The organism is Halomonas alkaliantarctica (genome assembly GCF_029854215.1).
Classification (GTDB): Bacteria; Pseudomonadota; Gammaproteobacteria; order Pseudomonadales; family Halomonadaceae; genus Vreelandella; species Vreelandella alkaliantarctica_A.
Map to the genome: position 1 here is coordinate 64,782 of NZ_CP122961.1, position 22,962 is coordinate 87,743.

General features: G+C 52.4%; 25 protein-coding genes. 13 read left to right on the forward strand and 12 right to left on the reverse strand.

Annotation, left to right across the window (positions count from 1 at the left end):
- Positions 1 to 31: 31 nt before the first annotated feature.
- The 11 genes from fliP to fliF all read right to left on the reverse strand — a co-directional run bounded on the left by fliP (position 32) and on the right by fliF (position 10,257).
- Positions 32 to 847 carry a flagellar type III secretion system pore protein FliP gene (gene fliP, locus QEN58_RS00305; RefSeq protein ID WP_425270296.1) on the reverse strand — a complete coding sequence of 272 codons (816 nt, stop codon included), beginning with the start codon at positions 845 to 847 and terminating at the stop codon, positions 32 to 34.
- Between the two features lie 8 nt (positions 848 to 855).
- The gene (fliO, locus tag QEN58_RS00310) at positions 856 to 1,299 is read right to left on the reverse strand and encodes a flagellar biosynthetic protein FliO (protein WP_280105276.1); all 444 of its coding nucleotides are present in this window, start codon (positions 1,297 to 1,299) and stop codon (positions 856 to 858) included.
- Complete coding sequence (gene fliN / locus QEN58_RS00315; protein WP_280105277.1) at positions 1,296 to 1,820, reverse strand: flagellar motor switch protein FliN; 525 nt, start codon at positions 1,818 to 1,820, stop codon at positions 1,296 to 1,298. Before fliN ends, fliO begins: the two co-directional genes overlap by 4 nt.
- Positions 1,817 to 2,872, reverse strand: a complete 1,056-nt coding sequence (gene fliM / locus QEN58_RS00320) for a flagellar motor switch protein FliM (protein WP_280105278.1) — start codon at positions 2,870 to 2,872, stop codon at positions 1,817 to 1,819. Before fliM ends, fliN begins: the two co-directional genes overlap by 4 nt.
- Before the next feature lie 21 nt (positions 2,873 to 2,893).
- Positions 2,894 to 3,370 (reverse strand): flagellar basal body-associated protein FliL, encoded by a 477-nt coding sequence (gene fliL / locus QEN58_RS00325; protein WP_280105279.1) that lies wholly within the window; start codon positions 3,368 to 3,370, stop codon positions 2,894 to 2,896.
- Between the two features lie 172 nt (positions 3,371 to 3,542).
- Positions 3,543 to 4,847: a flagellar hook-length control protein FliK gene (locus QEN58_RS00330; RefSeq protein WP_280105280.1), complete on the reverse strand. Its 1,305-nt coding sequence runs from the start codon at positions 4,845 to 4,847 to the stop codon at positions 3,543 to 3,545.
- A gap of 19 nt (positions 4,848 to 4,866) precedes the next feature.
- Entirely contained in the window at positions 4,867 to 5,319 is a 453-nt protein-coding gene (fliJ, locus tag QEN58_RS00335) for a flagellar export protein FliJ (protein WP_280105281.1), read from the reverse strand.
- Positions 5,316 to 6,710 (reverse strand): flagellar protein export ATPase FliI, encoded by a 1,395-nt coding sequence (gene fliI, locus QEN58_RS00340; protein WP_280105282.1) that lies wholly within the window; start codon positions 6,708 to 6,710, stop codon positions 5,316 to 5,318. Before fliI ends, fliJ begins: the two co-directional genes overlap by 4 nt.
- An 11-nt stretch (positions 6,711 to 6,721) precedes the next feature.
- Complete coding sequence (locus QEN58_RS00345) at positions 6,722 to 7,495, reverse strand: flagellar assembly protein FliH (protein ID WP_280105283.1); 774 nt, start codon at positions 7,493 to 7,495, stop codon at positions 6,722 to 6,724.
- Complete coding sequence (gene fliG / locus QEN58_RS00350; protein WP_280105284.1) at positions 7,488 to 8,495, reverse strand: flagellar motor switch protein FliG; 1,008 nt, start codon at positions 8,493 to 8,495, stop codon at positions 7,488 to 7,490. Before fliG ends, QEN58_RS00345 begins: the two co-directional genes overlap by 8 nt.
- On the reverse strand, positions 8,488 to 10,257 hold the full coding sequence (gene fliF, locus QEN58_RS00355) for a flagellar basal-body MS-ring/collar protein FliF (protein ID WP_280105285.1): 1,770 nt from the start codon (positions 10,255 to 10,257) through the stop codon (positions 8,488 to 8,490). The genes fliG and fliF overlap by 8 nt, the downstream gene beginning before the upstream one ends.
- A gap of 256 nt (positions 10,258 to 10,513) precedes the next feature.
- Here fliF and fliE point away from each other — a divergent pair, with 256 nt between their 5' ends.
- Positions 10,514 to 10,846 carry a flagellar hook-basal body complex protein FliE gene (fliE, locus tag QEN58_RS00360; RefSeq protein ID WP_280105286.1) on the forward strand — a complete coding sequence of 111 codons (333 nt, stop codon included), beginning with the start codon at positions 10,514 to 10,516 and terminating at the stop codon, positions 10,844 to 10,846.
- Between the two features lie 17 nt (positions 10,847 to 10,863).
- Here the strand turns inward: fliE and QEN58_RS00365 are convergent, their stop codons facing one another.
- Positions 10,864 to 11,229 (reverse strand): flagellar protein FlaG, encoded by a 366-nt coding sequence (locus tag QEN58_RS00365; protein WP_280105287.1) that lies wholly within the window; start codon positions 11,227 to 11,229, stop codon positions 10,864 to 10,866.
- Between the two features lie 331 nt (positions 11,230 to 11,560).
- Here QEN58_RS00365 and QEN58_RS00370 point away from each other — a divergent pair, with 331 nt between their 5' ends.
- From QEN58_RS00370 to QEN58_RS00425, 12 genes are all read left to right on the forward strand, one after another.
- Entirely contained in the window at positions 11,561 to 13,249 is a 1,689-nt protein-coding gene (locus QEN58_RS00370) for an HD domain-containing phosphohydrolase (RefSeq protein ID WP_280105288.1), read from the forward strand.
- A 208-nt stretch (positions 13,250 to 13,457) separates the two neighbouring features.
- Complete coding sequence (gene fliS, locus QEN58_RS00375; protein WP_280105289.1) at positions 13,458 to 13,874, forward strand: flagellar export chaperone FliS; 417 nt, start codon at positions 13,458 to 13,460, stop codon at positions 13,872 to 13,874.
- A gap of 7 nt (positions 13,875 to 13,881) precedes the next feature.
- Positions 13,882 to 14,292, forward strand: coding sequence for a flagellar protein FliT (gene fliT / locus QEN58_RS00380; RefSeq protein WP_280105290.1), 411 nt, complete (start codon positions 13,882 to 13,884; stop codon positions 14,290 to 14,292).
- Entirely contained in the window at positions 14,289 to 15,545 is a 1,257-nt protein-coding gene (gene fliK, locus QEN58_RS00385) for a flagellar hook-length control protein FliK (protein WP_280105291.1), read from the forward strand. Before fliT ends, fliK begins: the two co-directional genes overlap by 4 nt.
- A complete protein-coding gene (locus tag QEN58_RS00390) occupies positions 15,529 to 15,822 on the forward strand; it encodes an EscU/YscU/HrcU family type III secretion system export apparatus switch protein (protein WP_280105292.1) in 294 nt (97 codons plus the stop codon). The genes fliK and QEN58_RS00390 overlap by 17 nt, the downstream gene beginning before the upstream one ends.
- 106 nt (positions 15,823 to 15,928) lie before the next feature.
- Positions 15,929 to 16,261: a flagellar transcriptional regulator FlhD gene (gene flhD / locus QEN58_RS00395; RefSeq protein ID WP_280105293.1), complete on the forward strand. Its 333-nt coding sequence runs from the start codon at positions 15,929 to 15,931 to the stop codon at positions 16,259 to 16,261.
- Positions 16,258 to 16,800, forward strand: coding sequence for a flagellar transcriptional regulator FlhC (gene flhC / locus QEN58_RS00400; RefSeq protein ID WP_280105294.1), 543 nt, complete (start codon positions 16,258 to 16,260; stop codon positions 16,798 to 16,800). The genes flhD and flhC overlap by 4 nt, the downstream gene beginning before the upstream one ends.
- Positions 16,801 to 17,055: 255 nt before the next feature.
- Positions 17,056 to 17,925, forward strand: a complete 870-nt coding sequence (motA, locus tag QEN58_RS00405) for a flagellar motor stator protein MotA (protein ID WP_280106874.1) — start codon at positions 17,056 to 17,058, stop codon at positions 17,923 to 17,925.
- Positions 17,922 to 18,869 carry a flagellar motor protein MotB gene (gene motB / locus QEN58_RS00410; RefSeq protein ID WP_280105295.1) on the forward strand — a complete coding sequence of 316 codons (948 nt, stop codon included), beginning with the start codon at positions 17,922 to 17,924 and terminating at the stop codon, positions 18,867 to 18,869. The genes motA and motB overlap by 4 nt, the downstream gene beginning before the upstream one ends.
- A 52-nt stretch (positions 18,870 to 18,921) precedes the next feature.
- The gene (gene cheA / locus QEN58_RS00415; RefSeq protein ID WP_280105296.1) at positions 18,922 to 21,009 is read left to right on the forward strand and encodes a chemotaxis protein CheA; all 2,088 of its coding nucleotides are present in this window, start codon (positions 18,922 to 18,924) and stop codon (positions 21,007 to 21,009) included.
- Positions 21,006 to 21,503 (forward strand): chemotaxis protein CheW, encoded by a 498-nt coding sequence (gene cheW, locus QEN58_RS00420; protein ID WP_280105297.1) that lies wholly within the window; start codon positions 21,006 to 21,008, stop codon positions 21,501 to 21,503. Before cheA ends, cheW begins: the two co-directional genes overlap by 4 nt.
- A gap of 133 nt (positions 21,504 to 21,636) precedes the next feature.
- On the forward strand, positions 21,637 to 22,908 hold the full coding sequence (locus QEN58_RS00425) for a methyl-accepting chemotaxis protein (protein ID WP_280105298.1): 1,272 nt from the start codon (positions 21,637 to 21,639) through the stop codon (positions 22,906 to 22,908).
- Positions 22,909 to 22,962: the final 54 nt, after the last annotated feature.

The window sequence follows — 22,962 nt, forward strand, 5'->3', positions numbered from 1 at the left end:
ACTCCAGCAATAAAGCCATCTCTATGAAGCGCTATATCATGTAAAAGCTTTCTGCCATCGAACCAATAATAAGCTGCCAGCCATCCACTAAAATGAACAGCATTAGCTTAAAAGGTAACGAAATGGTAATGGGTGGCACCATCATCATGCCTAGCGCCATCAGGGTACTGGCTACTACTAGGTCGATGATTAAAAATGGGATAAAAATAGTGAAGCCAATTTGGAACGCTGTTTTAAGCTCGCTAGTGACGTAAGAGGGCAATAACACTCGCATGGGTAACTCATCCGGGCCTTGCATCGGCCCTATATCCGCCAAGCGAACGAACAGAGCCAGGTCGGGTTCACGGGTTTGGGCAAGCATGAATTCGCGAAATGGTTGCTGGGCAATTAGCAAAAATTCTTCAAAATTAATTGTTTCATTCGTCAGCGGCACCCAGGCGTTGTCATACACCTGTGCCAATACTGGCGACATGATAAAAAAAGTTAAAAATAGCGCTATCCCCAAGAGTACTTGGTTGGGCGGGGTTGCCTGGGTACCCATTGCCGTGCGTAATAGGCTAAGCACAATGATGATACGCGTGAAGCTCGTCATCATTAGCAGCATGGAGGGTAAAAACGCTAGCGAGCTTAGGAAGAGCAATGTTTGCAGCGAAAGCGACCACTGCTGTCCGCCATCTTCTAGCGGCTGCGAAATAATACCGGGGATCTGTTGTGCATTCACTGGGCCTGCGATGAAGCACGCGACAACAACGGCTAGCCACAGTGAGAGCGGCTTAGCCATTTTGCTCTTCAAAACAATGTTCTTCAAATCAATGCTCTTACAAGCACAGGGCCAAGAAAGGTGCATCCATTGCCTCATGGCGTGTGATGTGGTTCGGTGGGTGCGGATGAATCGCGGCGGCGACCTGCGGCTAGCGCTTTGGATAAGCGACGCGAAAAGCCTGAGGAAGGCGGAGTCGATGCCGTTGCCGGGGGAGCTTCTGGCGCCGGTCGCTCGTGGAGCTTTGTAATTCGCCCACCACCCACACCAACGACCAGCCAGGTATCTTCTACTTCGACAATCACAATACGCTCACGATTGCCCACAGCAGTGCTACCGACAACGCGCAGGTGAGCGCCATGGCGAGTGGTATGGTTGCTCCAGCGCTTTAAAAGCGCCGTGCAGATTAAAATGATCACTATGACGAGGGCTAGAGCCGCGGCTGTCTTGCCTAAAACAGCCATGCCTATCAATGCCTCGCCACCGTTACCTAATGCATCGAGCGATCCATTTTGTGACGCGGGGGTTGCAACGCTCATCGGTTCAATTTATGAATACGTTCAGAAGGTGTGATGATTTCAGTAATACGAATACCGTACTTATCTTCGATCACGACAACTTCGCCTTGAGCAATCAAGTAACCGTTAATCAAAATATCCATTGGCTCACCGGCAAGACCTTCAAGCTCAATGACAGACCCTTGCGCCAACTCCAGCAACTGCTTAATAGTTAGTTTTGTGCGGCCAAGTTCCACGGTGAGTTTCACCGGGATATCCATGATCATCTCTAGCTCACGCGCCTGCGATGAGCCGCTGTCAGGACTCAACGGACGGAAGATGTCTTCACTCGCTGCTTTCGCTGCAGGTGCCTTTGGTTCTGGTGTAGCGGTTGTTTCTTCTTCGCTCTCTTCGGCGGATTCCTGCTCCGCCATCGCGGCTGCCCAAGGATCTTCCTCTTCGCTAGCAGCATCGGCGCTGGATGTAGGCTCTTCTTGCTCGGACATGGCATCCGCCCAATCGTCGTCAGAGACGTTCTGATCAGGCTTATTGGGATCAGTCATGCTTTGGATTCCTTGGCTTTCTGTCGCGTAGACCCTTTAATAAAGTCCTTGGACGATGCGTTATTCATAGCGGCATGGTCAATCATATGTAAAACACGCAGTGCATGCTGTTGACGCTGACTACCGTATTCACACTCCATAACGGGAACCCCATCAACGCTGGCTGTGATAGAGCTCGGAATGTCTAACGGTAGCACGTCGCCTTTCTTCAACCCCATTACATGGGCGATACGGCTGGGTATTTGAGCAAATTCAGCAACCAGTTCTACTTCTGACTGACGTAGCTCACTCGCCATACGGCGCGACCAACTGCCATCTTGGTCGTGGTTACTATCATTGATCGGGTTGGCCAGTAAATCACGCAATGGCTCGATCATGGCGTAAGGCATACATATCTGAAAATTACTCGATAGGTTGCCGACTTCGATATTGAACTTGGTATTCACCACAATTTCATTGGGTGAGTTGGTAATGTTGGCAAACTTTGACTGTACTTCTGAGCGTAAAAAACTGACATCCAGCGGATAAACGACTTTCCAGGCCTCTTGGTATGCCTCAATAGCGAGATTGAGCAGGCGCTGGATAATACGCTGTTCAGTATTGGTGAATTCTCGACCGTCCGATTTAGTCACAAAGCGACCGTCACCACCGAAAAGGTTATCCACCACCATAAAAACGAGATTGGGGGGGAATACTACGAGCGCTGAACCCCGCAGTGGCTTCATCGACACAATGTTCAGGTTGGTAGGCACGGGAACATTACGCGAAAACTCGCTAAAGCTCTGATAGCGAACGGACTCTACGGTAATGTCCGCGCTACGCCGCAATAGGTTAAACAGGCCAGTACGAAAGTAGCGCGCAAAGCGCTCGTTGATAAAATCAAGCGCATGCAAACGCTCACGAATAACGCGATGCTGGGTCGACGGATCGTAAGGGCGAACTCGGGTTTCATCCGACGCAGGGGAAGATGAAGCCGATGGCTCATCATCGCCGCTAACGCCCTTTAACAGGGCATCAATTTCTTCCTGGGACAGTAGATCGTCCTGTGACATGAACGGCTCCAGTTCCCGAGGTTATTGCACAATAAATTCGGTGAATAAAACTTCACGCAAATCAAGCGGCGGCTGATTTTCCGTCAGCGGGACGTTGAGTCGATCAACAATTGCTTGTGCTAGCTGCTGCTTACCTTCAGATGAGGTCAGCTCATCAGCCTGCTTGCCGGATAGTAGCATTAACAAACGGCTACGCACTTGGGGCATGTGTTCTTCTAGAATCGCTTTACTTTCCTCATCACCCAAACGCAGAGTTACGCCTGTATAGAGTAAGCGTGAGCCATAGCTATCATCGGCAAGATTGACGGTAAAGGGTTCAATACGCATGAAAATAGGCGACTCAAGCTCCATTGCCTGCTGCATCTCTGCGTCTTCCGAACCGTCATCACGCTGATCCATTACCATATATATAGCTACTGCTGCGCCTGCTGACGACAGCAAGACCAGGATAATCATTATCCAGAGTAGTTTTTTTGATCCGCCGCTTTTTTCTGCCATTTGCGATTCCTGTGAACTCCATGCGTATCACTAGCAACGTATTATGCCTATCGCGCATGCTGGTGATGAAATGAACAGGCTCATTTGGCAAGCCTATCTTTTGGTTTAGCTATTTCACGTAAGCACTCATGTGCCTGGTACCAGAATAAGAGTACAAATTCAGGCCCTTCGCTTAAGCATAAAGGTCTACGCGTCCATCCAGTATCAATGGGCTGCTTCCAGCGCCTTGTGTTGCTTCATCCAAACCAATATCGCCGCCGTCACCGCCCGCTTTAGTGCCTTGTTTACCGCTTGACTGGGCAAAGCCCTGGGCGTTGGGGTCACGCTGCTCGCCAACCGATGTCTCGCCGAGCGATATGCCTTGCTCAGCCAGCGCTTCCCTTAGCTGGGGGATCGCGTGTTCGAGCACTTGTCGCACCTGTGCATGGGCCGACAAAAAGTGTGCTTGAGCTCCCTGCTCGCCAAATTTTAGTGAGATAGAAAGTGGTCCTAGTTCTGCCGGGTTCAACTGCATTTGGACATGCTGTTCGCCCCCGCGCTGTGAAATCTGCACCAACTGCTGGCTTAGCTGTTGTGGCCAGGCGGGGTTCGTTAGAGGTGTTGTCAAAGTGGCAGCTGTTGGGCTGGCCGTGGGAGCAAACCCTTGTGCTGCTGGCGACGAGGGTAACGAACCACCGGCGCTTAAAGAGAATCCAGAGAGTAAGTGCTCACCTGCTGGAGTTCCTTTAGGTGCTCCCTCTACGGTCATTAGAGCGCCCATGAGCGCCTCACCACTGACTTGAGAGACTGCACTGCCAGTGTTGATTTGAGTGAAGAAAATATCAGGCTGTGGTCTTGGGGCTGCCTGGAGCTCAACGACAGGCGAGCGCGCATTGGCTAATCGAGCCGTCTCTGCAGGTAGTGGGTTGGTGCTCTGTTGCTGGCCCACCAGGACATGTAATGCTGAGACCAGCTGGGCAGCTTCCGTTTGATTAATATTTAGCTGTTCGGCAACCGCCTCCAGCGCCGCCGGAGTTAAGGGGGACTCCAGCTGCGCTTCAGGGCTACTTTCAGAAAAGGAGGCCATCAGTGCAAGACGGCTAGCAATTTCGTCAAGGGGCGTTGATGCCTCTCCACTAAGGCCTAGCGTGTCTACGCGGATGTCTGAGTTCGATAACTGAAGCTGAGCCAACAGGTCGGATAAGTCGCTCTCACTGACGTCAAGACCCAGAGTTTCAAGTAGAGCGCTCAAATCTTCTACGTCAGCTCCTAATGCGTCTGATAAAAGAGTACCGAGTGTTTTTAGCTGCCCTTGCTGAAGCGGCGCCTGGGAGGCGCTAGTTTCACTAAGCATCCGCGCTGGTAAACGTTGAGCATCAGATGCTTGTAACAGCGTTTGATGAAATAAACCGTTGGTTGAGTCTTGTCGGCTGAAAGCGCCTTGAGACTGCGTCTGAGGCGAACTTTGGCTGACTGAAAGCAACTGTTGAATATTCATATTCAGTTCCCTGACACCGCTAATGCGGAGTGTCGTTATGCTGACGAGCCGCGCGGCTTGTCACCAGATCATCGTTAGTTTTTTGTTCATGACGCTCACTGCGACGGTGCTCTTCTAATAGACGACGCGACGCCAGTGTATCGTAGGAAGACAGCTTTCGCTGCTCTTGTTGCCAGTTCTTTTTGCTCTGTTCAACACTTGCCTTTTGAGATGCTAACGCTTGGCGGGCGCGACTTAGGGCTGCGTCCAAAGAGGCTAGGAACTGTTGATAATTGTACATGGTGGCGGGGTCAATGCCGTCACTCATCGCTTTTTGCAAACGCTCTGCGTATTCTGCCCGATAGGTCAACAGCGACTGTAACTGAGCGGTCGTTTGCTGCTCCGTTTGTCGCTCTTGAGCCAGTGTCTTGCCGGCTTGATCGCGGGCGCCTCTGGCTAAGTCGGTCAACATTTCGAGCTGTGAATTGCTCATGCGCGTCCTCCTACTAGGGCATGCAGCGCTTGGCGAGCATCGGCAAGCGTCGCACACTCATCAATATTCTGTTGCAGGAAGTTTTCTAATGATGGGAAGCGTTTCACTGCCTCATCGAGCTGAGGATCATGACCAGGGCTATAGGCCCCCACGCTGATAAGATCTCGGTTACGCTGGTAGCGTGAGAACAGTTGCTTGAAGACCCGTGCTTCCAGGAGCTGATCGGACGAGGCAATCGATGTCATTGCACGGCTAATCGAGGCTTCAATATCGATTGCCGGATAATGACCGGCTTCCGCCAATGTTCTCGATAACACGATGTGCCCGTCTAGAATGGCGCGAGCAGAATCGGCAATAGGATCCTGTTGGTCATCACCCTCCGTTAGAACGGTATAAAATGCCGTAATGGAACCACCGCCACGCTCAGCGTTACCTGCACGCTCCACTAGCCCAGGCAGTTTGGCAAACACCGACGGCGGATAACCTTTAGTAGCGGGTGGCTCACCAATGGCCAGGGCAATTTCCCGCTGCGCCATGGCATAGCGCGTCAGTGAGTCCATAATCAGCAGAACATCGCGACCTTCGTCACGAAAGCCTTCTGCCAGGCGTGTCGCATAAGCAGCACCCTGCAGCCGCTGTAACGGCGAGGTGTCAGCGGGAGCGGCGACGACAACAGCGCGTCGTCGTCCTTCAGGGCCTAAAATATTATCGATAAAGTCCTGCACTTCACGGCCCCGCTCACCAATCAAGCCAACCACAATCACATCGGCCTTGGTGTAGCGTGCCATCATGCCTAGCAGCACTGATTTACCTACCCCAGAGCCTGCAAAAAGCCCCATTCGCTGACCTCGACCTACGCAGAGCAGTGCGTTAATAGCGCGAATCCCGACGTCGATTTGCGCATCAATTGGCGCGCGAGAAAGTGGGTTGAGCGGTGGTGAACTGAGTGTTGCCCGAGGTATCTCTTCGATGCTCTCACGATCATCAAGCGGATTACCGTTGCCATCCAGAACACGGCCCAGCAGGTTATCGCCTATAGGAAAGCGGCGTGCGCTATTGTTGCCGCTCTCATCCAGAGGTGCGACGCGCGCGCCAGGCATCAGCCCAATGACCTCTTCCAAGGGCATCAGAAATAGCTTGTCGCCAGCAAAGCCGACGACCTCTGCTTCAGCATGCCTATCGCTGTCGGTTAAGCGACCGTCGCTGCCTGGCAATTCAATCCGACAGGCGCTACCCACGGCTACACGAAGACCAACCACCTCAATCACCATACCCGTCGCACGAATAACGCGGCCGCTATTGCGGTAGCGAGGCAGATGGCTGACACGCTGCTGTGTGCGTCGCAATGCCTTATTCCAACGATGTTGATGGGGACAGGTGGTATCTGCCATAGCGTATCCGCCTAGGATGAAGGAGCGTTAGAGGAGGGTGGGGAATTGAGACCACGTTTGCGCGATTGAGCCTGAATGGCGTGCCAACGGCTTTCGAAGGTGGCATCAATTTCACCCTGAGCACTGGTTACCCGACAGCCGCCACGGGCAAGCTGGTCATCCGGCTGCAGCTTCCAGTTGGCGGCCCGGAGCTCATTGCCCAAGTGCTCCTCTACGAGAGCGTGATCATCGGGGTTGAGCCAAAGGCGCTGCTGGCCAACCAAGGGTGGCTCGGTGTGCAGCAGCTCGCGGACAATGACTAAAATTTGTTCCGGTGTATCCTTTAGGGCATCGCTGGCAAGCTGTTTGCCAGTGGCTAGTGCTAACTCGACCAAGTCGTAGGCGATGGTGTCATCAAGTCGTTCAAGCGCATCCGAAAACTGTTTGCCCAGGGTTTCCAGCGGTGTAACCGTCTTGCGGATTTGTGCTTCCAACTCATTTTTTGCCTGTTCAGCAGCTTCCTCTAAACCCTTTCCAAGCCCCTCTTGGCGGCCCTGTTCAAAACCAGCCTCATAGCCCTCTTTTTCGGCTTGCTGGCGTATGCGCTCGTGAAGTGCCTGGCGTTCACTCTCTTCACGCTGGCGTGCCAGCTCGGCGGCTTTTTGTGCCGCCTGAACTTTGCGCTGGTGAGCCGTGGGTACCTCGCCATCTGATGCGTGGTTGCTCTGGGTGGTTGCCAACTCATCCATTTGCCAGCGACGCCAATCGCCATGGCGATCAAATTTAGGCGTGTGAGTATTAGACATACTCGTCGTCTCCACCTGCCAAGACGATTTCTCCTGAATCAGCTAAGCGCCGTACGACCTGCAGGATAGCTTTCTGCTCGGTTTCAACTTGAGAGACGCGGATAGGGCCGCGGGCTTCCATATCTTCGCGAACTAAATCGGCAGCGCGCTGCGACATATTGCGCAGGAACTTGTCCACCAGAGCGTCCTGGGCCCCTTTAAGGGCCACCACCAGCGAGTTGGTTTCGACTTCTTGCAGCACCATCTGAATAGCGCGGTTGTCGAGGTCAAGCAGATTCTCGAACAAGAACATTTCGTCGATGATCTTCTGGGCCAAATCTTCGCTATGAGCACGCACAGTCTCGATAGCGGTCTCCTCTTGGGAGGAGTTCATTAAGTTGAGAATCTCGGCAGCCGTTCTTACGCCGCCCATTTTGCTGCGCTTGAGGTTCTGACCGTCCAGCATGCTGGTGAGTACTTCGGTCAGTTCCTGTAGCGCAGCGGGCTGAACGCCGCTGAAGGTAGCGATACGAAGTACCACATCATTGCGTAGTTTCTCTTCGAATAGTTCAAGGATATCTGACGCTTGATGACGATCCAGGTGAACGAGAATCGTGGCAATAATTTGCGGGTGCTCGTCGCGAATGAGTTCGGCCACCATGGAGGCTTCCATGAGGTTGAGTGCGTCGATGCCCGAGTTATTTCCCGTTGTTTCGAGAATATCTTCAATTAGGCTAGTCGCGCGCTCGCTGCCCAGCGCTTTGGTTAATACCGAGCGGATGTGATCGCTGGAGTTAAGGTTGAGCGCTACAAACTCTTCTGTCTCTTTATGGAACGCTTCGAGCACTGCCTTCATGTCGTCATGGGAGACCTGATTCAGACGGGCCATCTCCATACTAATTTCTTGCACCTCAGCAGCGCCGAGATACTTAAATACCTCTGCAGCACTGTCTTCATCGAGTGCAAGCAATAAGACGGCGCTCTTGCGGGCACCGCTCATGTCAGCAATTGAACTACTCATTAGCATTCATCCAGCTACGAATGATCATCGCGACCATGCGGGGGTCTTCCTGAGCCATTTCACGCAGGTCATTGAGGTTGTGCTCGTAAAGTGAGGTTTTACGCCGACGCTTCGGCTTGGCGTAGGTCTCATCGCTCTCTTCAGGCGATTCACTCTCTTCGTCATCATCGCCACCGACTCTAGCCGACAGCATGCCGCCAGGCGCAGCTGTTGCCATAACCGGTGTTTGGGTATAGCGCTTAATTAAAGGACGCAAAATCAGCAGATAAAGCAATAGAATCGCCAGCGCAACCAGTAGGTAACGACCCACAGTGGCAGCCATTGAGAGAATATGAGGATCTTTCCACCATTCGACTTCGGCGGTTTCCTCTGTACTGCGCGCGAAGGGGGAATTGACGACTTCAACTTCATCGCCGCGAAGTTGCGAGAAGCCCATTGCTTGACGAACCAGGCGCTCAATTTGTTCCACCTCATTGTCCGTTAGGGCAACATCGACCCATTCACCTTCGTCGTTCATTTCCGAGCGGTAGTTTACGACCACCGCCGCGGATAGCCGCTCTATCTGCCCGAGACGGTGCTGGACATGCTCAATGCTGCGATCGACTTCGTAGTTGATTACGTCGTCTTGACGCAGGTTGCGCAACGCTTCCGGAGGCACATCTTCTTCTTGCTGATTGTCACCTTCTTCACCTTCCGCCTGGTTGATAGGGGAGGGTATGGTGCCAGGCGGAGTATTACTCAGTGCGCCAGGAATGCCCGTGGCCAACGGGTCTTCGCCATCAAATGCAAGGCTAAGCTGACGGCTACGCACGGCTGCTTCGTTGGGCGGTTGATTTGGCCCGTAGCGTTCAGACGTTTGCTCGCGCCGCGAGAAATCTATCTGCGCAGCAACTTGGGCGCGCACGTTATCGCGACCCAAAATAGGCGTTAAAATGTGTTCAATGCGCTGTTGGTAAGAGCGTTCAACCTCGGCAATGTACTCAAGCTGGGAACCATCCAGGTCGTTTCCATTGCTTGTTTCAGCAGACAGTAACCGACCATCCTGGTTAACCACGGTGACATTTTCAGCGGCAAGCTCTGGGACGCTACCCGAGACCATGTGGACGATCGCGTTGACCTGGCCTTCACCCAAAACGCGGCCAGGTAAAAGGGTTAGCACAACGGATGCTTTAGCTGGCTCACGATCACGAATAAATACCGATGGTTTGGCCATGGAGAGGTGAACCCTCACGCCTTCAACCGGCCCCAGCGATTCAATGGAGCGTGCAAGTTCGCCTTCCAAGCCCCGCTGGTAATTAATCTGCTCAGCAAACTGGCTAATCCCAAATGCCTGGCTATCCATTAACTCCAGACCAAGGTTGCCGCCTCGTGGGAGGCCTTGCTCTGCAAGCTGTAGGCGCAGCGTGTGAACCTGGTCGCTAGGGACCATTAATGCCTGACCGCCCTCACTGAACTGATAAGGAATACCGCGGGTATCAAGTTCATTGATGATGCTGCCACCATCAGCTTCGCTAAGGTTACTGTAAAGCACCCGGTACTCAGGGCTGCTCGCCCACATAAAGAGAGCCGCGACAATAGCAATTGAAGCGGCACCAGCGATAAGCAGTGCGACTAGTGGATTGCCACGCAGTTGCTTCAGCGTTCGCTCGAAAGCTGAGCCGTTGGCTGTGCGTTCGGCATTTCCACTTGCTGAGCTTCCACCAGGGGGAGCGGCTTGATTCGTACTGTTTTGACGGCCTGCCGTTGCACCAGTTTCGCTCATGCGACCCTCCAAAGGGGCAGGCAAAACTGGTGTCGGCCCAGGCGCATCACCAAAGAAGGCATAGGCTATATCCGTCAATCGCGGTTATCCGCCTAAAAGATGAGGCGGAGTTGTGATGACGGCCATTATCCGGTGGCTAGTCGAGCCTAAAGGAAAGATAAGCTCCGCTTTTTATGCGCATTTGTCCGTATGAGGCGGGTTGCTTTGGTGTTAGGCTTTTCGCATTAGATCTTTTTTTGCGAATTGAGGTGAGCGTATGAGTACTCCCGCAATACAAGCTACGCTACAGCAGATGCAAAGCATGGCGACCCAGGCGGCATCCACGCAGCCGCTTAGTGGAGCTCAGGCGTCAGCAACTGTCGGGCAAGGCGGTTTTGGTAGTGAGCTGCAAGCCTCTATTCAGCGTATCAACCGACTTCAACAGACGGCTAATAACCAGGCGATGGCTTTTCAGGCGGGTGACCCTAATTTACAGCTCAATGACGTGATGGTCGACATGCAGAAGTCTAGCGTTGCGTTTCAAATGGGGCTTCAGGTTCGCAACCGCTTGGTTTCTGCATATCGTGATGTTATGAACATGCAAGTATAGGTTTTTGACGCCAAGCGTTAGGCTTCAATAGAGATTATTCGTCCTTGCATTTCTTCTAGTCGCTCAGCGATGTCTAGTACTTCTTCTGCTGGGATCTGGCGTATTACCTCTCCAGACTCCCTGTCAATGACCCGAGTAATCACGCGTGAAGTTTCTTCGCTTAACTCGAACTCTAAACCATGTGGACGCATTATCTCGTTAATGCGTTGAATGGGTTCAACGAGCTCGACGGCAGAGATTTCCTGCTCGGGGGTATCTGCATTGTTAAGCTGGGTGGTCGTTGTCGTTAGCTGGGCCAGTGTGTTTTCTAGCCGCTGTCTTGGGTTTAATTGAGTGTGGGCTGATGACAGAGGTGTCATTGCTTCGGTAGGTAAAGAGCTCATGGTGCACGTTCCTTTTTAAAGTCAGCTTTGGCAGCCAATTGTGATGCAGCAGCGTGGAACGGCGGCCATAGCTCGGTTTTTTACAGTTAAGAATCATTTCTTGATTATTATCGGCAGGGCGCTGAAAAACTTTACGCTTACCGGTGTAGCGACCTGTTTGCTCAATATTGAGAACGTTGACAATCTCCTTCCCTTCTCCGCTTACTTTTCTGTATCCATCTAATAAGCATGAGAGTGATGGCTTTTTGCGCATACGCCCGGCTGTCGGCATCTGATATGCTTTCCCACTTTGCGGTTAACTAATTAACGCATAAGAGTAAGTGAGGCGAGAATGGTGGCGCAGCAGGATGAGTTTGAAACAATAGCAAACACAACAGTGATCGAGTCTCTGCTGAATGCCTTGATCGAAACGGGCGGTGTATCACTCTGCCTTGCTTCGGCTGGAGCGCGCCCAGAGCCCATTGTCTTGATGGAGCAGCACTTGGGACAAACACTGGTGATGGATCTCTCATCAGTTGATTATTTACTTCACCATCTTCAGGGCGGCGCCGCTTTCTACTTGCGCGGGCAGGCGCAAGGCAAAGTGGTACAAACGCCACTGTTGCAACTGACGGAGACGCGCCATGCTGGAGGGCGCTTTCTGTGTTGCAGCGACTATCCTGCATCGCTGGAGGTGTTACAGCGCCGTGAGTCATTCCGCGCTGAGTTGCGCATGGGGATGGTAGTGTCGGCAGGTTTGCAGGGTGGTGATGCCGAGGTAGCAGGTGAGTTACGGGATTTGTCCCAGGACGGCTGCCAACTTGAGTTGCCATTGGCGGCTAGCGGCCTGTTGGCAGAGACCGCTAGCCCCCTGAAGCTAGCGTTTACCTTTCCCGATGGCACGTATTTTGAAGTGCTTGGAGAGGCTCGCCATCAAAAGACAGATGCTGAGCGCCATCTGCTGCGCGTCGGCTTTAACTTCGTGGAGTGTAGCGCAGAGCAAGAGCGGCAAATTTGGTATTTCGTATGTGAAATAGAGCGTGAAGCGGCCCGCTATAAAAAAGAAGAACAAAACGAGCGTCAACCCTCTCCACTGTTTGCGTTGCCAAAAAAGCGACCAGGTGCCGGAGAGGTTCTTGGGCGGCGTGATGTCCAGCGCTATGCTACCCCTATGGCGCGTCGGTTGGTAAAAGTCGCCGCCTATCTGGATGCGCAGCTACTGTTGTTGCAACAGGGTAGCGATATCGATGGACGCCAACTCTCCCGCTATGCTGATCGAGTTCTGGATCTTCACGAAGAGGATCGTGAAGCACTGCTATTCGCCTCTCGCTGCTTATTTCCCGAACCGTTGATAGTCCGCCACGGTATTGCAGTGGCCATTCATTTGCTCGATTTTGTGGGTGCCAGCATGCCTCGCGAGCTGCGCAAGGCGATAGTGGCCAGTGGTCTTGTCCATGACCTTGGCAAGGCGCTGGTTCCCCAGGTGTTATTCAAAGCCCCGCACTTTGAGGGGAGTCATCGAGAGGCGATCAGTGAGCATGTTCAATTGCTGCTTGACCGTTTGCATAGCTGCCAGTGGCTGTCGGTGGGTGTTGCTCAGGCGGTGATTGGGGGGATTAACGAGCGAATGGACGGTAGCGGTTATCCCGGTGGCCTGAGTGGGGCCGACCTTAGTGAGTTGGCTAAAGCGAGTGCTGTAGTCGATGTCGTAGAGGCAATGCGGCGTGATCGGGCAGATCGTTCAGCTAAAACAGCGCAGCAAATTTATCGCCATTTATTGCAGCATCCACACCACTTTGATATGCGCTGGATTAAGCGCTACATCGATCACTTTAAGGGGCTGCCAGTTGGCTCGCTGGCGCGCTTTTCCAGTCAGCAGCAGGGCTGGATCTTACGCATCGACGCTAAAGGCAACCCCACGGAAGTGTTGCTTGCATCCCAGGTTGAGCCGCCTATGCGTGACAATGTGGGCGTGGTTGTGCGGGATAATATTACTGAGCGGCTTGGTCGAACCGTAGGTGAAGTCGCGGTGTCTACCTGACAGGGGTGAACACAAGGCGTTAGTGAGTGATGAGCAGCTAGTTATTGCCATATGCAGCGCTAAAAAAAGCGTTGCGGACCGTTAAAGTCCCCTAAGTTCGCGCCGATAGATACTAGTAGTGCAGTACGTTGTTTGTTTTTGTCTTTTAATATTTGTGGTTTATCACTCTTATAGGGTGAGCATAAAACCACGCATAGGAGTTCCGCTTATGACTTACTCTCGCGGTGGCGCCGCCTATGGGCGGGGAGCTAACGCTTATGCGCGTGTCGGCGTAGAAAGCGGAGTGATGTCGGCAGACCCTCATCAACTGATTGTGATGTTGTTTGACGGCGCCCAGGCCGCTATTCGTGCTGCGCGCATTCATATTCAGGCGGGCAATACGGCCGAGAAAGGCAAGTCGATATCGAAAGCGCTGAACATTGTAAATAACGGCCTTGCCGCTGCTCTTGATCAAGAAAAAGGTGGCGAAATTGCCGAGCGCTTGGCATCGCTTTATGACTATATTTCGCGCCTGCTGTTGGCGGCGAATCTTCGTAACGATGAAGAGAGTTTAAATCAGGCCGAGCGCCTTCTCGAAGATATCGCTTCAGCATGGCGTGATATTGGTCAACGGCAGAGTGCGTGAGGCAATAATGTCAGCATCTACATCTGCTCATGATAAAAGTGCTCAAGAGTCGTTACTTAATAGCTATGAAGCGCTATTGAGCCGCGTTGAGCACATGCACGAACTTGCTAATGCCGAGCAGTGGGCAGAGTTGATCGATCAGCGTACAAGCTATGTGGTGCTGGTGGAGCAACTGCGCGAGTTGGATACGACCGTATCGCTTGATTCTGCTGCTCTAAAGCGCAAAGCAGAGCTGCTTGAGCGCATTCTTGAACATGATGTGGATATTCGTCGTCGCTTATTATTGCGTCGTGATGAGCTGGGTAAGCTAATAGAGGTGTCTCAACGTCAGCGAGATCTGCATCGCGCTTATGCGCCCCAACAAGGCTCTGCGGTTGCCTATGAAACAGATGATGCTGATTCCAAGAGGTCTTCGTGAGCGGTATTACTCCGCTTATTGATACGCTCTTGCACCAGGTGCTAGGGCGGCAGGGGGAGTTGTCGCTACAGCGGGCGCTGGATCAACCCATAAAGCCTATTCCTCCGGGCCAAGGCCCGCGTGCAGTGATGGGCGATGCTGATTTAGATGGGCGAGCGACACCGTTAAGCGATTTAAAACGGTTGCCACTTCCCGCAGATGGGGCGCGAACATTGCCCCGCGGCGATTCACCACCATCTACGCCAGGGTCAACGCAGACGCACTTTAGCCCTGCTGCAAGGACGATCGCGGATGTTCTGTTACGTTTCCCTGCTCCCCCCTCGGTGATGCGGCCAGAAGCTCCTTTAATCACCAGCCAAGAAACACCAACGGCTAGTACAGTAGCGACGCGCTTAGAAGCAAGTATTCGTGACAGTGGGCTGTTTTATGAGTCGCATTTGAAACGCTGGTTCCAGGGCGAGGGCGTCCGACAGCAGTTATTAAATGAACCACAAATGCAGGCTGGGCCACGTCCGTTAGCACCCCTTTTACCCCCTGGTTTAGGTGCCTCGCATGCGCTGACGACGGGGTTGGCTCCATTGGTCACACCGGGGGCGCAGCAAGGAGCGGGGCAAGGTGGCATGTCTATCCTGACCAACGTACCACTGATACCCGTGAACCATGAAAATGGAATGGCCCGTTCCAATGTTGCAACGACTGCTCCTAACGCGGGTTCGCCTGTTGCATCACCCCAAGCTGCTACTCTCACCCAGAATACGCCTGCTGCTATGGCAGGTGAAGGACGTGAGATTAGCCAGGCAAGGGAAGTGGCCGAGCTGATGGCCAACCGCCCCGCTCGCGAAATCGTCCATGAAAGCTTGCAGAGTCTGGTGCGTCAACAGCTTGAGATGTTGGTGATGCCGACTATCCGCTGGGAGGGGGATGTATGGGCAGGGATTTTTATGGCCTTGGTAATCAACCTGCCCGCTCGCGAGGAAGGGAAAGAGGGTAAGCAGCAGGAGGGTGAGCCGGATGGCGGTTGGCGCTCTGATATGCAGCTTGATGTTCCCAGTTTGGGGTCGTTCAATGCGTCCCTATGGCTCTATCGAAATATGTTAAGTATCGATTTCACCACTGAAAGCACGCAGGCTTATCAGCGCATTGATGCAGGGTTGCCCGCCTTAGAGAAGCGACTGAGCGCCTTGGACTTACATAAAGTGCAGCTTCGCGCACGCTATATTGAAGCGGAGGCTACGTATGGCAACGCCGGGTGAGCGTCGTCGCCAAGCCGTTGCCTTGGCTTATCAGGAGAACGACCGGGCGCCCCGAGTAGTGGCGAAAGGTTACGGCGACTTGGCCGAGCGGATTATGGCCGAAGCACATCGACAGGGCATTTATGTACACGACGCGCCAGAGCTGGTAGCACTTTTGATGCAGCTAGATCTGGACGCAGAAATCCCTGCAGGCCTTTATCAAATCGTCGCAGAACTCCTGGTGTGGGTGTTCGAGCTGTCAGAGGAAGGGCTGAACCATCGTGCAATCCCTGAGTAGCCATTTACAGACGTTGTGTGCAACCATGAGGACAGGTAATAAAAAGTCATTAATGGCGCCAGTATAATGGTCACAATATCGCGCCTGAGTCGTTCAATGGGACATCATGAGTCAAACCAACTTTCTCGATGAAATTCAGGAATTAAATTTAGCTTATTTGCTTCTGGCGCAGCGCTTGCTTGATGAAGATCGTGAGGCTGCTATGTTTCGCTTAAAAATAGACAGCGACGTCGCGGCGCTGATTGTGTCGCTTAGCGCTCGCCAACTGACCAAGCTGGCGCGAACCAGCCAGCTGTTGTGCCGATTTAGTCAGATGAGTGCAGAGCGCCTTCGCCAGCTCACTGACAATCCGCGCGATCAGGGGTTAGCTGGCTTACATGCTTCGCTGCTGTTGGCTGGAGAAACCTTTGAGCCAATGCCGCCAGGAGAGGCGAAGTGAGCCAGAAAAGCTTGATCGATGAAATGCACCAAGTTCAGTTGGCAATCGAGTTGATTGAGCTGGGTGCGCGGCTGCAGGTGCTGGAAACAGAGACGGAATTAAGCCGTACACGTTTGATCAAGCTGTACAAGGAAGTGCGTGGCATGTCACCGCCAAAGGGAATGCTGCCTTTTTCTACGGATTGGTTTATTACTTGGCTTCCTAATGTTCATTCGTCACTGTTTTACAACATTTATTTGAGCCTGAAGGGGGCGGCAGGTTGCGATCGAATCGATGCCTTTGTCAAGGCGTATCGACTCTACGATGAGCAAATGTCACTGGAAAAGGTAGAGCCGGTTCTTGGGCTTACACGAGCTTGGACACTGATACGGTTTTTCGAAAGTGATTTGCTTCAACTTAATCAGTGTACACGTTGTAAGGGGCAGTTTGTGGCACATGCCCATAGCCCTGCTCAGAGCTATGTATGTGGCATATGTCAGCCACCTTCTAGGGCAGGAAAAACGCGCAAGTCACAGCAGGAGAATAGTGAAAAAATGTAACAACCTCGTCAATCTCGCCACCAATAGTAATAATTAGGGTATAAGACGTATTGATGAGCGCTTAAGGTATGAAATATGAGCGTATCGGCGTAGATAGCCGCAAAAGTCAGCGATGCTTTTTAATTAGACAACAGCCCAGCCCTATTAGAATTGGGCATAAACTTTGCTTTGGATGGAACACCTCTTAAACATCAGAACAGGTGGATAAGTTTTGGTTTCCTTACATTAATACTGAATACCGCAAGGACTCTGCTTGTGCTGATACCTATAGGCTATGTAATCGTATTGTTGTCTGTGTTTGGTGGCTATGTGCTGGCAGGTGGCAAATTAGGTCCTCTGTATCAACCCCTTGAACTGCTTATCATTGGTGGCGCAGGTGTTGGTGCTTTTATCGCAGCGAACAACGGTAAGGCGATTAAAGCGACCTTTAAAATTTTGCCCCGACTCAAGCGTGCCAAAAAATATGACAAAGCACTTTACATGGAGTTAATGGCTCTACAGTTCAAGTTGCTGTCAAAAATTCGCCGTGAGGGGATGTTAGGCATTGAGCGGGATATTGATAATCCGCAAGAAAGTCCTCTGTTTCAAGAGCACCCTACGGTACTGGTCGATCCGCATATCATGAATTTCCTAACGGATTATCTGCGCTTAATGGTAAGCGGCGGTATGGAGCCCATGGAAATTGATGAGCTGATGTTGCATGAAATTGAGGTCTTTGAGCAGGAGGCTCATGTACCCATTGATGCTATTGCCAAAGTCGGCGATGCCATGCCCGCCTTCGGTATTGTGGCTGCCGTGATGGGGGTTGTTAAAACACTCACCTATGCTGATGCCACGCCAGCCCAGATGGGCGTTATGATCGGTCAAGCGCTGGTGGGGACCTTCCTGGGTATCTTGCTTGGCTATGGCTTTGTCAGTCCGCTGTCAAGCTACATCGAGCGACAAGCTAAAGAAGCCGAAAAGATGCTTCAGTGTATACGTATTACGCTGCTCGCTAGCTTGCACGGCTATGCGCCGCAGTTGGCTGTTGAATTTGGCCGAAAGGCACTGTTTGCGGCCGAGCGCCCGAGTTTTATGGAGCTTGAAGAGTACGTGAAGGATGCAAAAAAGGCCGGTAGCGCATGAGTAAGGGTGGTGACAAGCGTCCGATTGTCATTCGGCGCAAAAAAGTCGTCCATTCCCATCACGGTGGCGCCTGGAAAATTGCCCTAGCGGATTTTATGACTGCACTAATGGCCTTTTTTTTGGTGCTATGGCTTTTGAGCGTTTCCAGCGAAGAGACGCGTAGGGGGGTAGCAGAGTACTTTAGCACTCCCCTGTTGACGGCGATAACCGGAGGCGATCGTTCAGGCAGCACCAGTGCGATTCCTGGCGGCGGGCCAGATCCCACTCATAGTGATGGCGAACGGGCTCGCATTGACAGCCTTCAGCGCACTCGCCCGAGCACGCAGGAGCGAAACTTCTTCAGGAATTTGCAAGAGCGTATTGAGCGAGCCATTGAGCAAGATCCCGAGCTGCGCCAGCTACGCAGTCAGATGCGTTTTGATTTAACCCGTGAAGGGCTTCGAATACAGCTGCTGGATACCGACCAACGGCCCATGTTTGAGCTAGGTAGTGACCAAGTCGTTCCTTATATGCGTAGCCTCTTACGCACTATTGCACCGCTGCTAAATGAGCTTCCCAATGAGCTAAGTATCAGTGGGCATACCGATAGCGTTCCCTATGCGGGTGGCTATCGCGGCTACAGTAACTGGGAACTTTCCAATGATCGCGCTAACGCATCGCGTCGTGAACTTGTTGCGGGTGGTTTTGACCCAGATCAGTTATTGCGCGTGTCGGGCTTTGCGGATCGTGTGCTGTTGCCCGAGACTGAGCCAACTGATCCGATCAACCGACGCATAGAATTGGTGGTGCTCTTTCCTGAGATTGCTGAAGCAATTCGCGATCCTGCCGTTATGGATTCGGGGGCTGCATCGCCGGAAGCTTCAATTGAGGCGCTCGAAGCTTCAACCGAAGCGCAAAATGAATCAACACAACAAGACGAGCCTCAGGTGCAAGTGCCAGAGTGACCTGAGCCTGTCATAGCCTTTTATAAAAGCGACGTTAAGGGTGGAGCGGTGAATGGATATAGCGGATTTTTTTGACACCTTTTTTGAAGAGGCTGAAGAGCTGCTGTCGGATATGGAACAGCATTTATTGGAACTGGATGTTGACGATCCAGACAGTGAACAGCTCAATGCTATTTTCCGTGCCGCCCACTCGATCAAGGGGGGAGCGGGGACCTTTGGTTTTACCGTGCTACAGAAAACCACGCATATTTTGGAAAACCTCCTCGATTACGCACGTAAGGGCGAACTGACGCTGCGAGCCGATCTCGTGGATACCTTTTTAGAGGCTAAAGACATCATGCATGAGCAACTCGATGCCTACCGCAGCGAAGAGGAGCCGAATCAAGAGGCATTTGAGCGCATTTGCCACACGCTGCAACAAATTGCCCTGGATGAAATCGGCGAAAAGCTAGATGGGCCGGCTATTCCAGCTGCTGAGTCCAAGGCTTCGCCTGGGCAAAGCGAAAACGGTACAGAAGCAAAAAGTAGCGAAGAAAAGGTCGTGAACGGCCAACTGTTAGTGGCGCTACTGAATGTTGAAGATAAAGACCGTATCTTGCTGGTTGAAGAGTTAGAGCAGCTCGGCGAAGTGCAGTCCCAATCCGGTGACACGAAGCGCTATGAGGTCATTCTCAAAAGCAGCGACAGCGCTGACGATATTGAAGCGGTCATGTGCTTTATTATCGAGCCTGATCAGATTGAGATTACGGCTGTCGAGGGCGTTGCTGTTGAGTCAGCCACCCCCGAGGCCGAAGCTCCGCCGCCTGCCACTCCTGCACCGCAAACTCCTGCAGAAAACACGGTCTCTAAGGCGAGCCCAGCAAAGGCCGCTGCTAAAGAGAAGCCCAAAAAAGCCGCCGCCGAATCGTCGTCAATCCGTGTGTCTGTGGATAAAGTCGATCAAATTATCAATTTGGTGGGTGAACTGATCATCACCCAATCGATGCTCGATCAAACGGTTAGCGATTTAGAAGATCAGTCAGTTGGCAATAGCTCGCTGCAAAATGGCATGAGCTTGCTGCAGCGCAACGCCCGTGATCTCCAAGAAGCGGTCATGTCGATCCGAATGATTCCTATGGAGTTTGTATTCAGCCGCTTCCCTCGTGTGGTGCGCGACACCGCCGGTAAGCTGGGTAAAGAGATCGAACTGATTACTGAAGGTAAGTCCACAGAGCTAGATAAAAGCTTGGTGGAACGGATTACCGATCCGTTAACGCACCTGGTGCGCAATAGCCTCGATCATGGCGTAGAGATGCCTGATGTACGTGAAGCCATTGGCAAACCGCGTACAGGCAAGTTGACCCTATCGGCACGCCATCAGGGCGGCAATATTTTGATTGAAGTGCGCGATGACGGTGCTGGTATGGATCGTGATCGTCTTCTTGCCAAAGCGCGTGAAAATGGTCTTAACGTCTCGGACACCATGTCCGACGAAGAGGTCTTCCAGCTCATTTTTGCCCCCGGGTTCTCAACCGCTAACGAAGTGACCGATGTATCGGGTCGTGGCGTGGGCATGGATGTGGTGAAGCGTAATATTCAGAGCATGGGCGGTCGCGTTGAAATCCAGTCGAAACTAGGCGAGGGCACCAACACTCGTATCGTATTACCGCTGACGCTGGCTATTTTGGACGGTATGTCGATTAAAGTTGGCGGTGAGACATTTATTCTTCCGCTTTCCACCGTGCTTGAGTCGTTGCAGCCCTCAAAAGACGATATGTATGCCATGGCCGGTGACGACGTGGTGATCAAAGTGCGCGACGAGTATCTCCCTGTGATCGCTATTCACGAAGTGCTGAACGTCGAGAATGCGATTACCGATCCCACCAAAAGCATCGCTGTCATTGTGCAGGGCGAAGGTCGTCGCTACGCCATGTTGGTAGATGAGTTGATCGGACAGCAGCAGGTCGTGGTCAAGAATTTGGAAGACAATTACCGCAAAGTACCAGGGATTTCGGCCGCCACCATTTTAGGCGACGGTAGTGTTGCGTTGATTCTGGATATTACAGGTTTACATCGCCTGAGCCGATATAAAAAAGAGGCAGGCAAAAAAGTAGTAAACAATCAAAACCTTTCAATTTTTAAGGAGGCTGAGCCGTCATGAGTCAAGCCAACAGTGGTGCGGTATTAGCCGCAGAAGCCGAAAACCGCGAATTCCTAGTGTTCTCACTAGGTGATGAAGAGTACGCCATTGATATTTTGAAAGTGCAGGAGATCCGTGGTTACGAAAACGTAACACGCATTGCCAATGCGCCTGACTTTATCAAAGGGGTCACCAATCTGCGTGGCGTCATTGTGCCGATCGTTGATCTACGTATTAAGTTTCACTTTGATAAAGTTGAATACGGCGGCCAGACGGTGGTGATCGTGGTCAATGTTGCAGACCGGGTGGTCGGTATCGTAGTGGATGGTGTTTCCGACGTGATGACATTAACCCCTGATCAGATTAAGCCGGCGCCAGAATTCGGTGTCACGCTCTCGTCTGATTTCCTAAGTGGATTGGGTAGTCTCGATGACCGCATGTTGGTACTCGTAGATATCGATAAGTTGCTCACTAGCGACGAGATGGCGTTAGTGGAAAGTACCAGCAACCGCTAAGGCTTAAATGCATGGCACAGGGAGTGTGCCAGATCCGTTTTACCCAATGATGCATTCTCGCGCTACGGAAAGTGCTTGCGAGTGCAGGTTGTGCGTGGAGAAAAAGGGCGTGACACAGCGAATGCGGCAATTAATGAATAATATGACGGTGCGCTTAAGTTGGGGCTTAGTTTTAGCGACGCTTTCGGTACTTGTCGTGATTGCCAGCGGTATCGGCCTTTATGCCTTACACCATGGCGCGGCGATTGTTCAGGCATCTGACGACGTGCAGACACAGCAAGTCGCGTTTAGTGCTTTTGCCGCAACGGTTCGCTGGGCACTGCTCGGCATTGTGGTGATGACAATTGCTACGGTTGTCGTGGTTGTCTGGGGGGTAACGGCCAATGTATTGCGTCCACTAGACCGCTTGGTGGGCCATTTTGAGCGTATGGCGCAGGGAGATTTAAGTCAGGCTATCACCTCGCCGGGTAATAATGAGATAGGCCGGCTTTATAGCGCTATGGCGCATATGCAGGGCTCTCTCTCGCAGACGGTAGGCACTGTGCGTACCAGCGGTGCGTCGATTTATGAACGCTCGCAGCAAATTGCCAGTGGCAATAACGACCTTTCTTCGCGCACTGAGCAGCAAGCAACCTCGCTAGAAGAAACGGCTTCCAGCATGGAGCAGTTAGCCTCCACTGTGGGCCATAACGCTGAAAATGCTCGCCAAGCCAGCCAACTGGCCGGGAGTGCGACCCTTACGGCACGTCGCAGTGGTGAAGAAGTGGGTGAAATCGTCAGCACCATGCAGGATATTAGCGCAAGCTCTCATCAAGTCGCTGATATTATTACTGTTATCGATAACATTGCGTTTCAAACCAATATCCTAGCGCTAAATGCCTCGGTGGAAGCGGCGCGTGCCGGTGAGCATGGTAGGGGATTTGCTGTGGTGGCACAGGAAGTGCGCAGTTTAGCCAGCCGTAGTGCCGCTGCTGCAAAAGAGATTCGAACGCTGATCGATACATCGCTTAATAAGGTTGATACCGGCACGCAACGCGTCAACCAGGCCGGTCAAACGATGGAAGACCTGGTGAGTGCTGTGCAGCGCGTCAGCGATATTATGGATGAAATCGCCGCCGCTTCTGAGCAGCAAAGCAGCGGCATCGGCCAAGTTAACCAGGCCGTAGCGCAAATGGATCAGGTCGTGCAGCAAAATGCTCAGTTGGTTCAGCAGGCCGCGCGAAGTGCCAATGAACTTGAAAGCGAAGCCGCTCGCTTACGTGAGGCTGTAGAGCGCTTTCGTGTCACTGAAGCCCCCGCCCAGCGCACGTCAGCAGCGCCGGCTCTTATGTCTTCAATATCACCAAGCCTTCCCGCGCGGCATAAACAACCAGCGGAAGAAGCAGAGGAGTGGGCGTCGTTTTAAGTTGCTTGGGTAGGGCAGGCAACTTTTTCTAAAAAATATAACATTATAAAAAGG

What these genes read in the sequence shown, in the direction of transcription:
- fliP (WP_425270296.1), bottom strand. Translation starts at nt 847, where the DNA reads ATGCACCTTTCTTGGCCCTGTGCTTGTAAGAGCATTGATTTGAAGAAC.
- fliO (WP_280105276.1), bottom strand. Translation starts at nt 1,299, where the DNA reads ATGAGCGTTGCAACCCCCGCGTCACAAAATGGATCGCTCGATGCATTA.
- fliN (WP_280105277.1), bottom strand. Translation starts at nt 1,820, where the DNA reads ATGACTGATCCCAATAAGCCTGATCAGAACGTCTCTGACGACGATTGG.
- fliM (WP_280105278.1), bottom strand. Translation starts at nt 2,872, where the DNA reads ATGTCACAGGACGATCTACTGTCCCAGGAAGAAATTGATGCCCTGTTA.
- fliL (WP_280105279.1), bottom strand. Translation starts at nt 3,370, where the DNA reads ATGGCAGAAAAAAGCGGCGGATCAAAAAAACTACTCTGGATAATGATT.
- QEN58_RS00330 (WP_280105280.1), bottom strand. Translation starts at nt 4,847, where the DNA reads ATGAATATTCAACAGTTGCTTTCAGTCAGCCAAAGTTCGCCTCAGACG.
- fliJ (WP_280105281.1), bottom strand. Translation starts at nt 5,319, where the DNA reads ATGAGCAATTCACAGCTCGAAATGTTGACCGACTTAGCCAGAGGCGCC.
- fliI (WP_280105282.1), bottom strand. Translation starts at nt 6,710, where the DNA reads ATGGCAGATACCACCTGTCCCCATCAACATCGTTGGAATAAGGCATTG.
- QEN58_RS00345 (WP_280105283.1), bottom strand. Translation starts at nt 7,495, where the DNA reads ATGTCTAATACTCACACGCCTAAATTTGATCGCCATGGCGATTGGCGT.
- fliG (WP_280105284.1), bottom strand. Translation starts at nt 8,495, where the DNA reads ATGAGTAGTTCAATTGCTGACATGAGCGGTGCCCGCAAGAGCGCCGTC.
- fliF (WP_280105285.1), bottom strand. Translation starts at nt 10,257, where the DNA reads ATGAGCGAAACTGGTGCAACGGCAGGCCGTCAAAACAGTACGAATCAA.
- fliE (WP_280105286.1), top strand. Translation starts at nt 10,514, where the DNA reads ATGAGTACTCCCGCAATACAAGCTACGCTACAGCAGATGCAAAGCATG.
- QEN58_RS00365 (WP_280105287.1), bottom strand. Translation starts at nt 11,229, where the DNA reads ATGAGCTCTTTACCTACCGAAGCAATGACACCTCTGTCATCAGCCCAC.
- QEN58_RS00370 (WP_280105288.1), top strand. Translation starts at nt 11,561, where the DNA reads ATGGTGGCGCAGCAGGATGAGTTTGAAACAATAGCAAACACAACAGTG.
- fliS (WP_280105289.1), top strand. Translation starts at nt 13,458, where the DNA reads ATGACTTACTCTCGCGGTGGCGCCGCCTATGGGCGGGGAGCTAACGCT.
- fliT (WP_280105290.1), top strand. Translation starts at nt 13,882, where the DNA reads ATGTCAGCATCTACATCTGCTCATGATAAAAGTGCTCAAGAGTCGTTA.
- QEN58_RS00390 (WP_280105292.1), top strand. Translation starts at nt 15,529, where the DNA reads ATGGCAACGCCGGGTGAGCGTCGTCGCCAAGCCGTTGCCTTGGCTTAT.
- flhD (WP_280105293.1), top strand. Translation starts at nt 15,929, where the DNA reads ATGAGTCAAACCAACTTTCTCGATGAAATTCAGGAATTAAATTTAGCT.
- motB (WP_280105295.1), top strand. Translation starts at nt 17,922, where the DNA reads ATGAGTAAGGGTGGTGACAAGCGTCCGATTGTCATTCGGCGCAAAAAA.
- cheA (WP_280105296.1), top strand. Translation starts at nt 18,922, where the DNA reads ATGGATATAGCGGATTTTTTTGACACCTTTTTTGAAGAGGCTGAAGAG.
- cheW (WP_280105297.1), top strand. Translation starts at nt 21,006, where the DNA reads ATGAGTCAAGCCAACAGTGGTGCGGTATTAGCCGCAGAAGCCGAAAAC.
- QEN58_RS00425 (WP_280105298.1), top strand. Translation starts at nt 21,637, where the DNA reads ATGAATAATATGACGGTGCGCTTAAGTTGGGGCTTAGTTTTAGCGACG.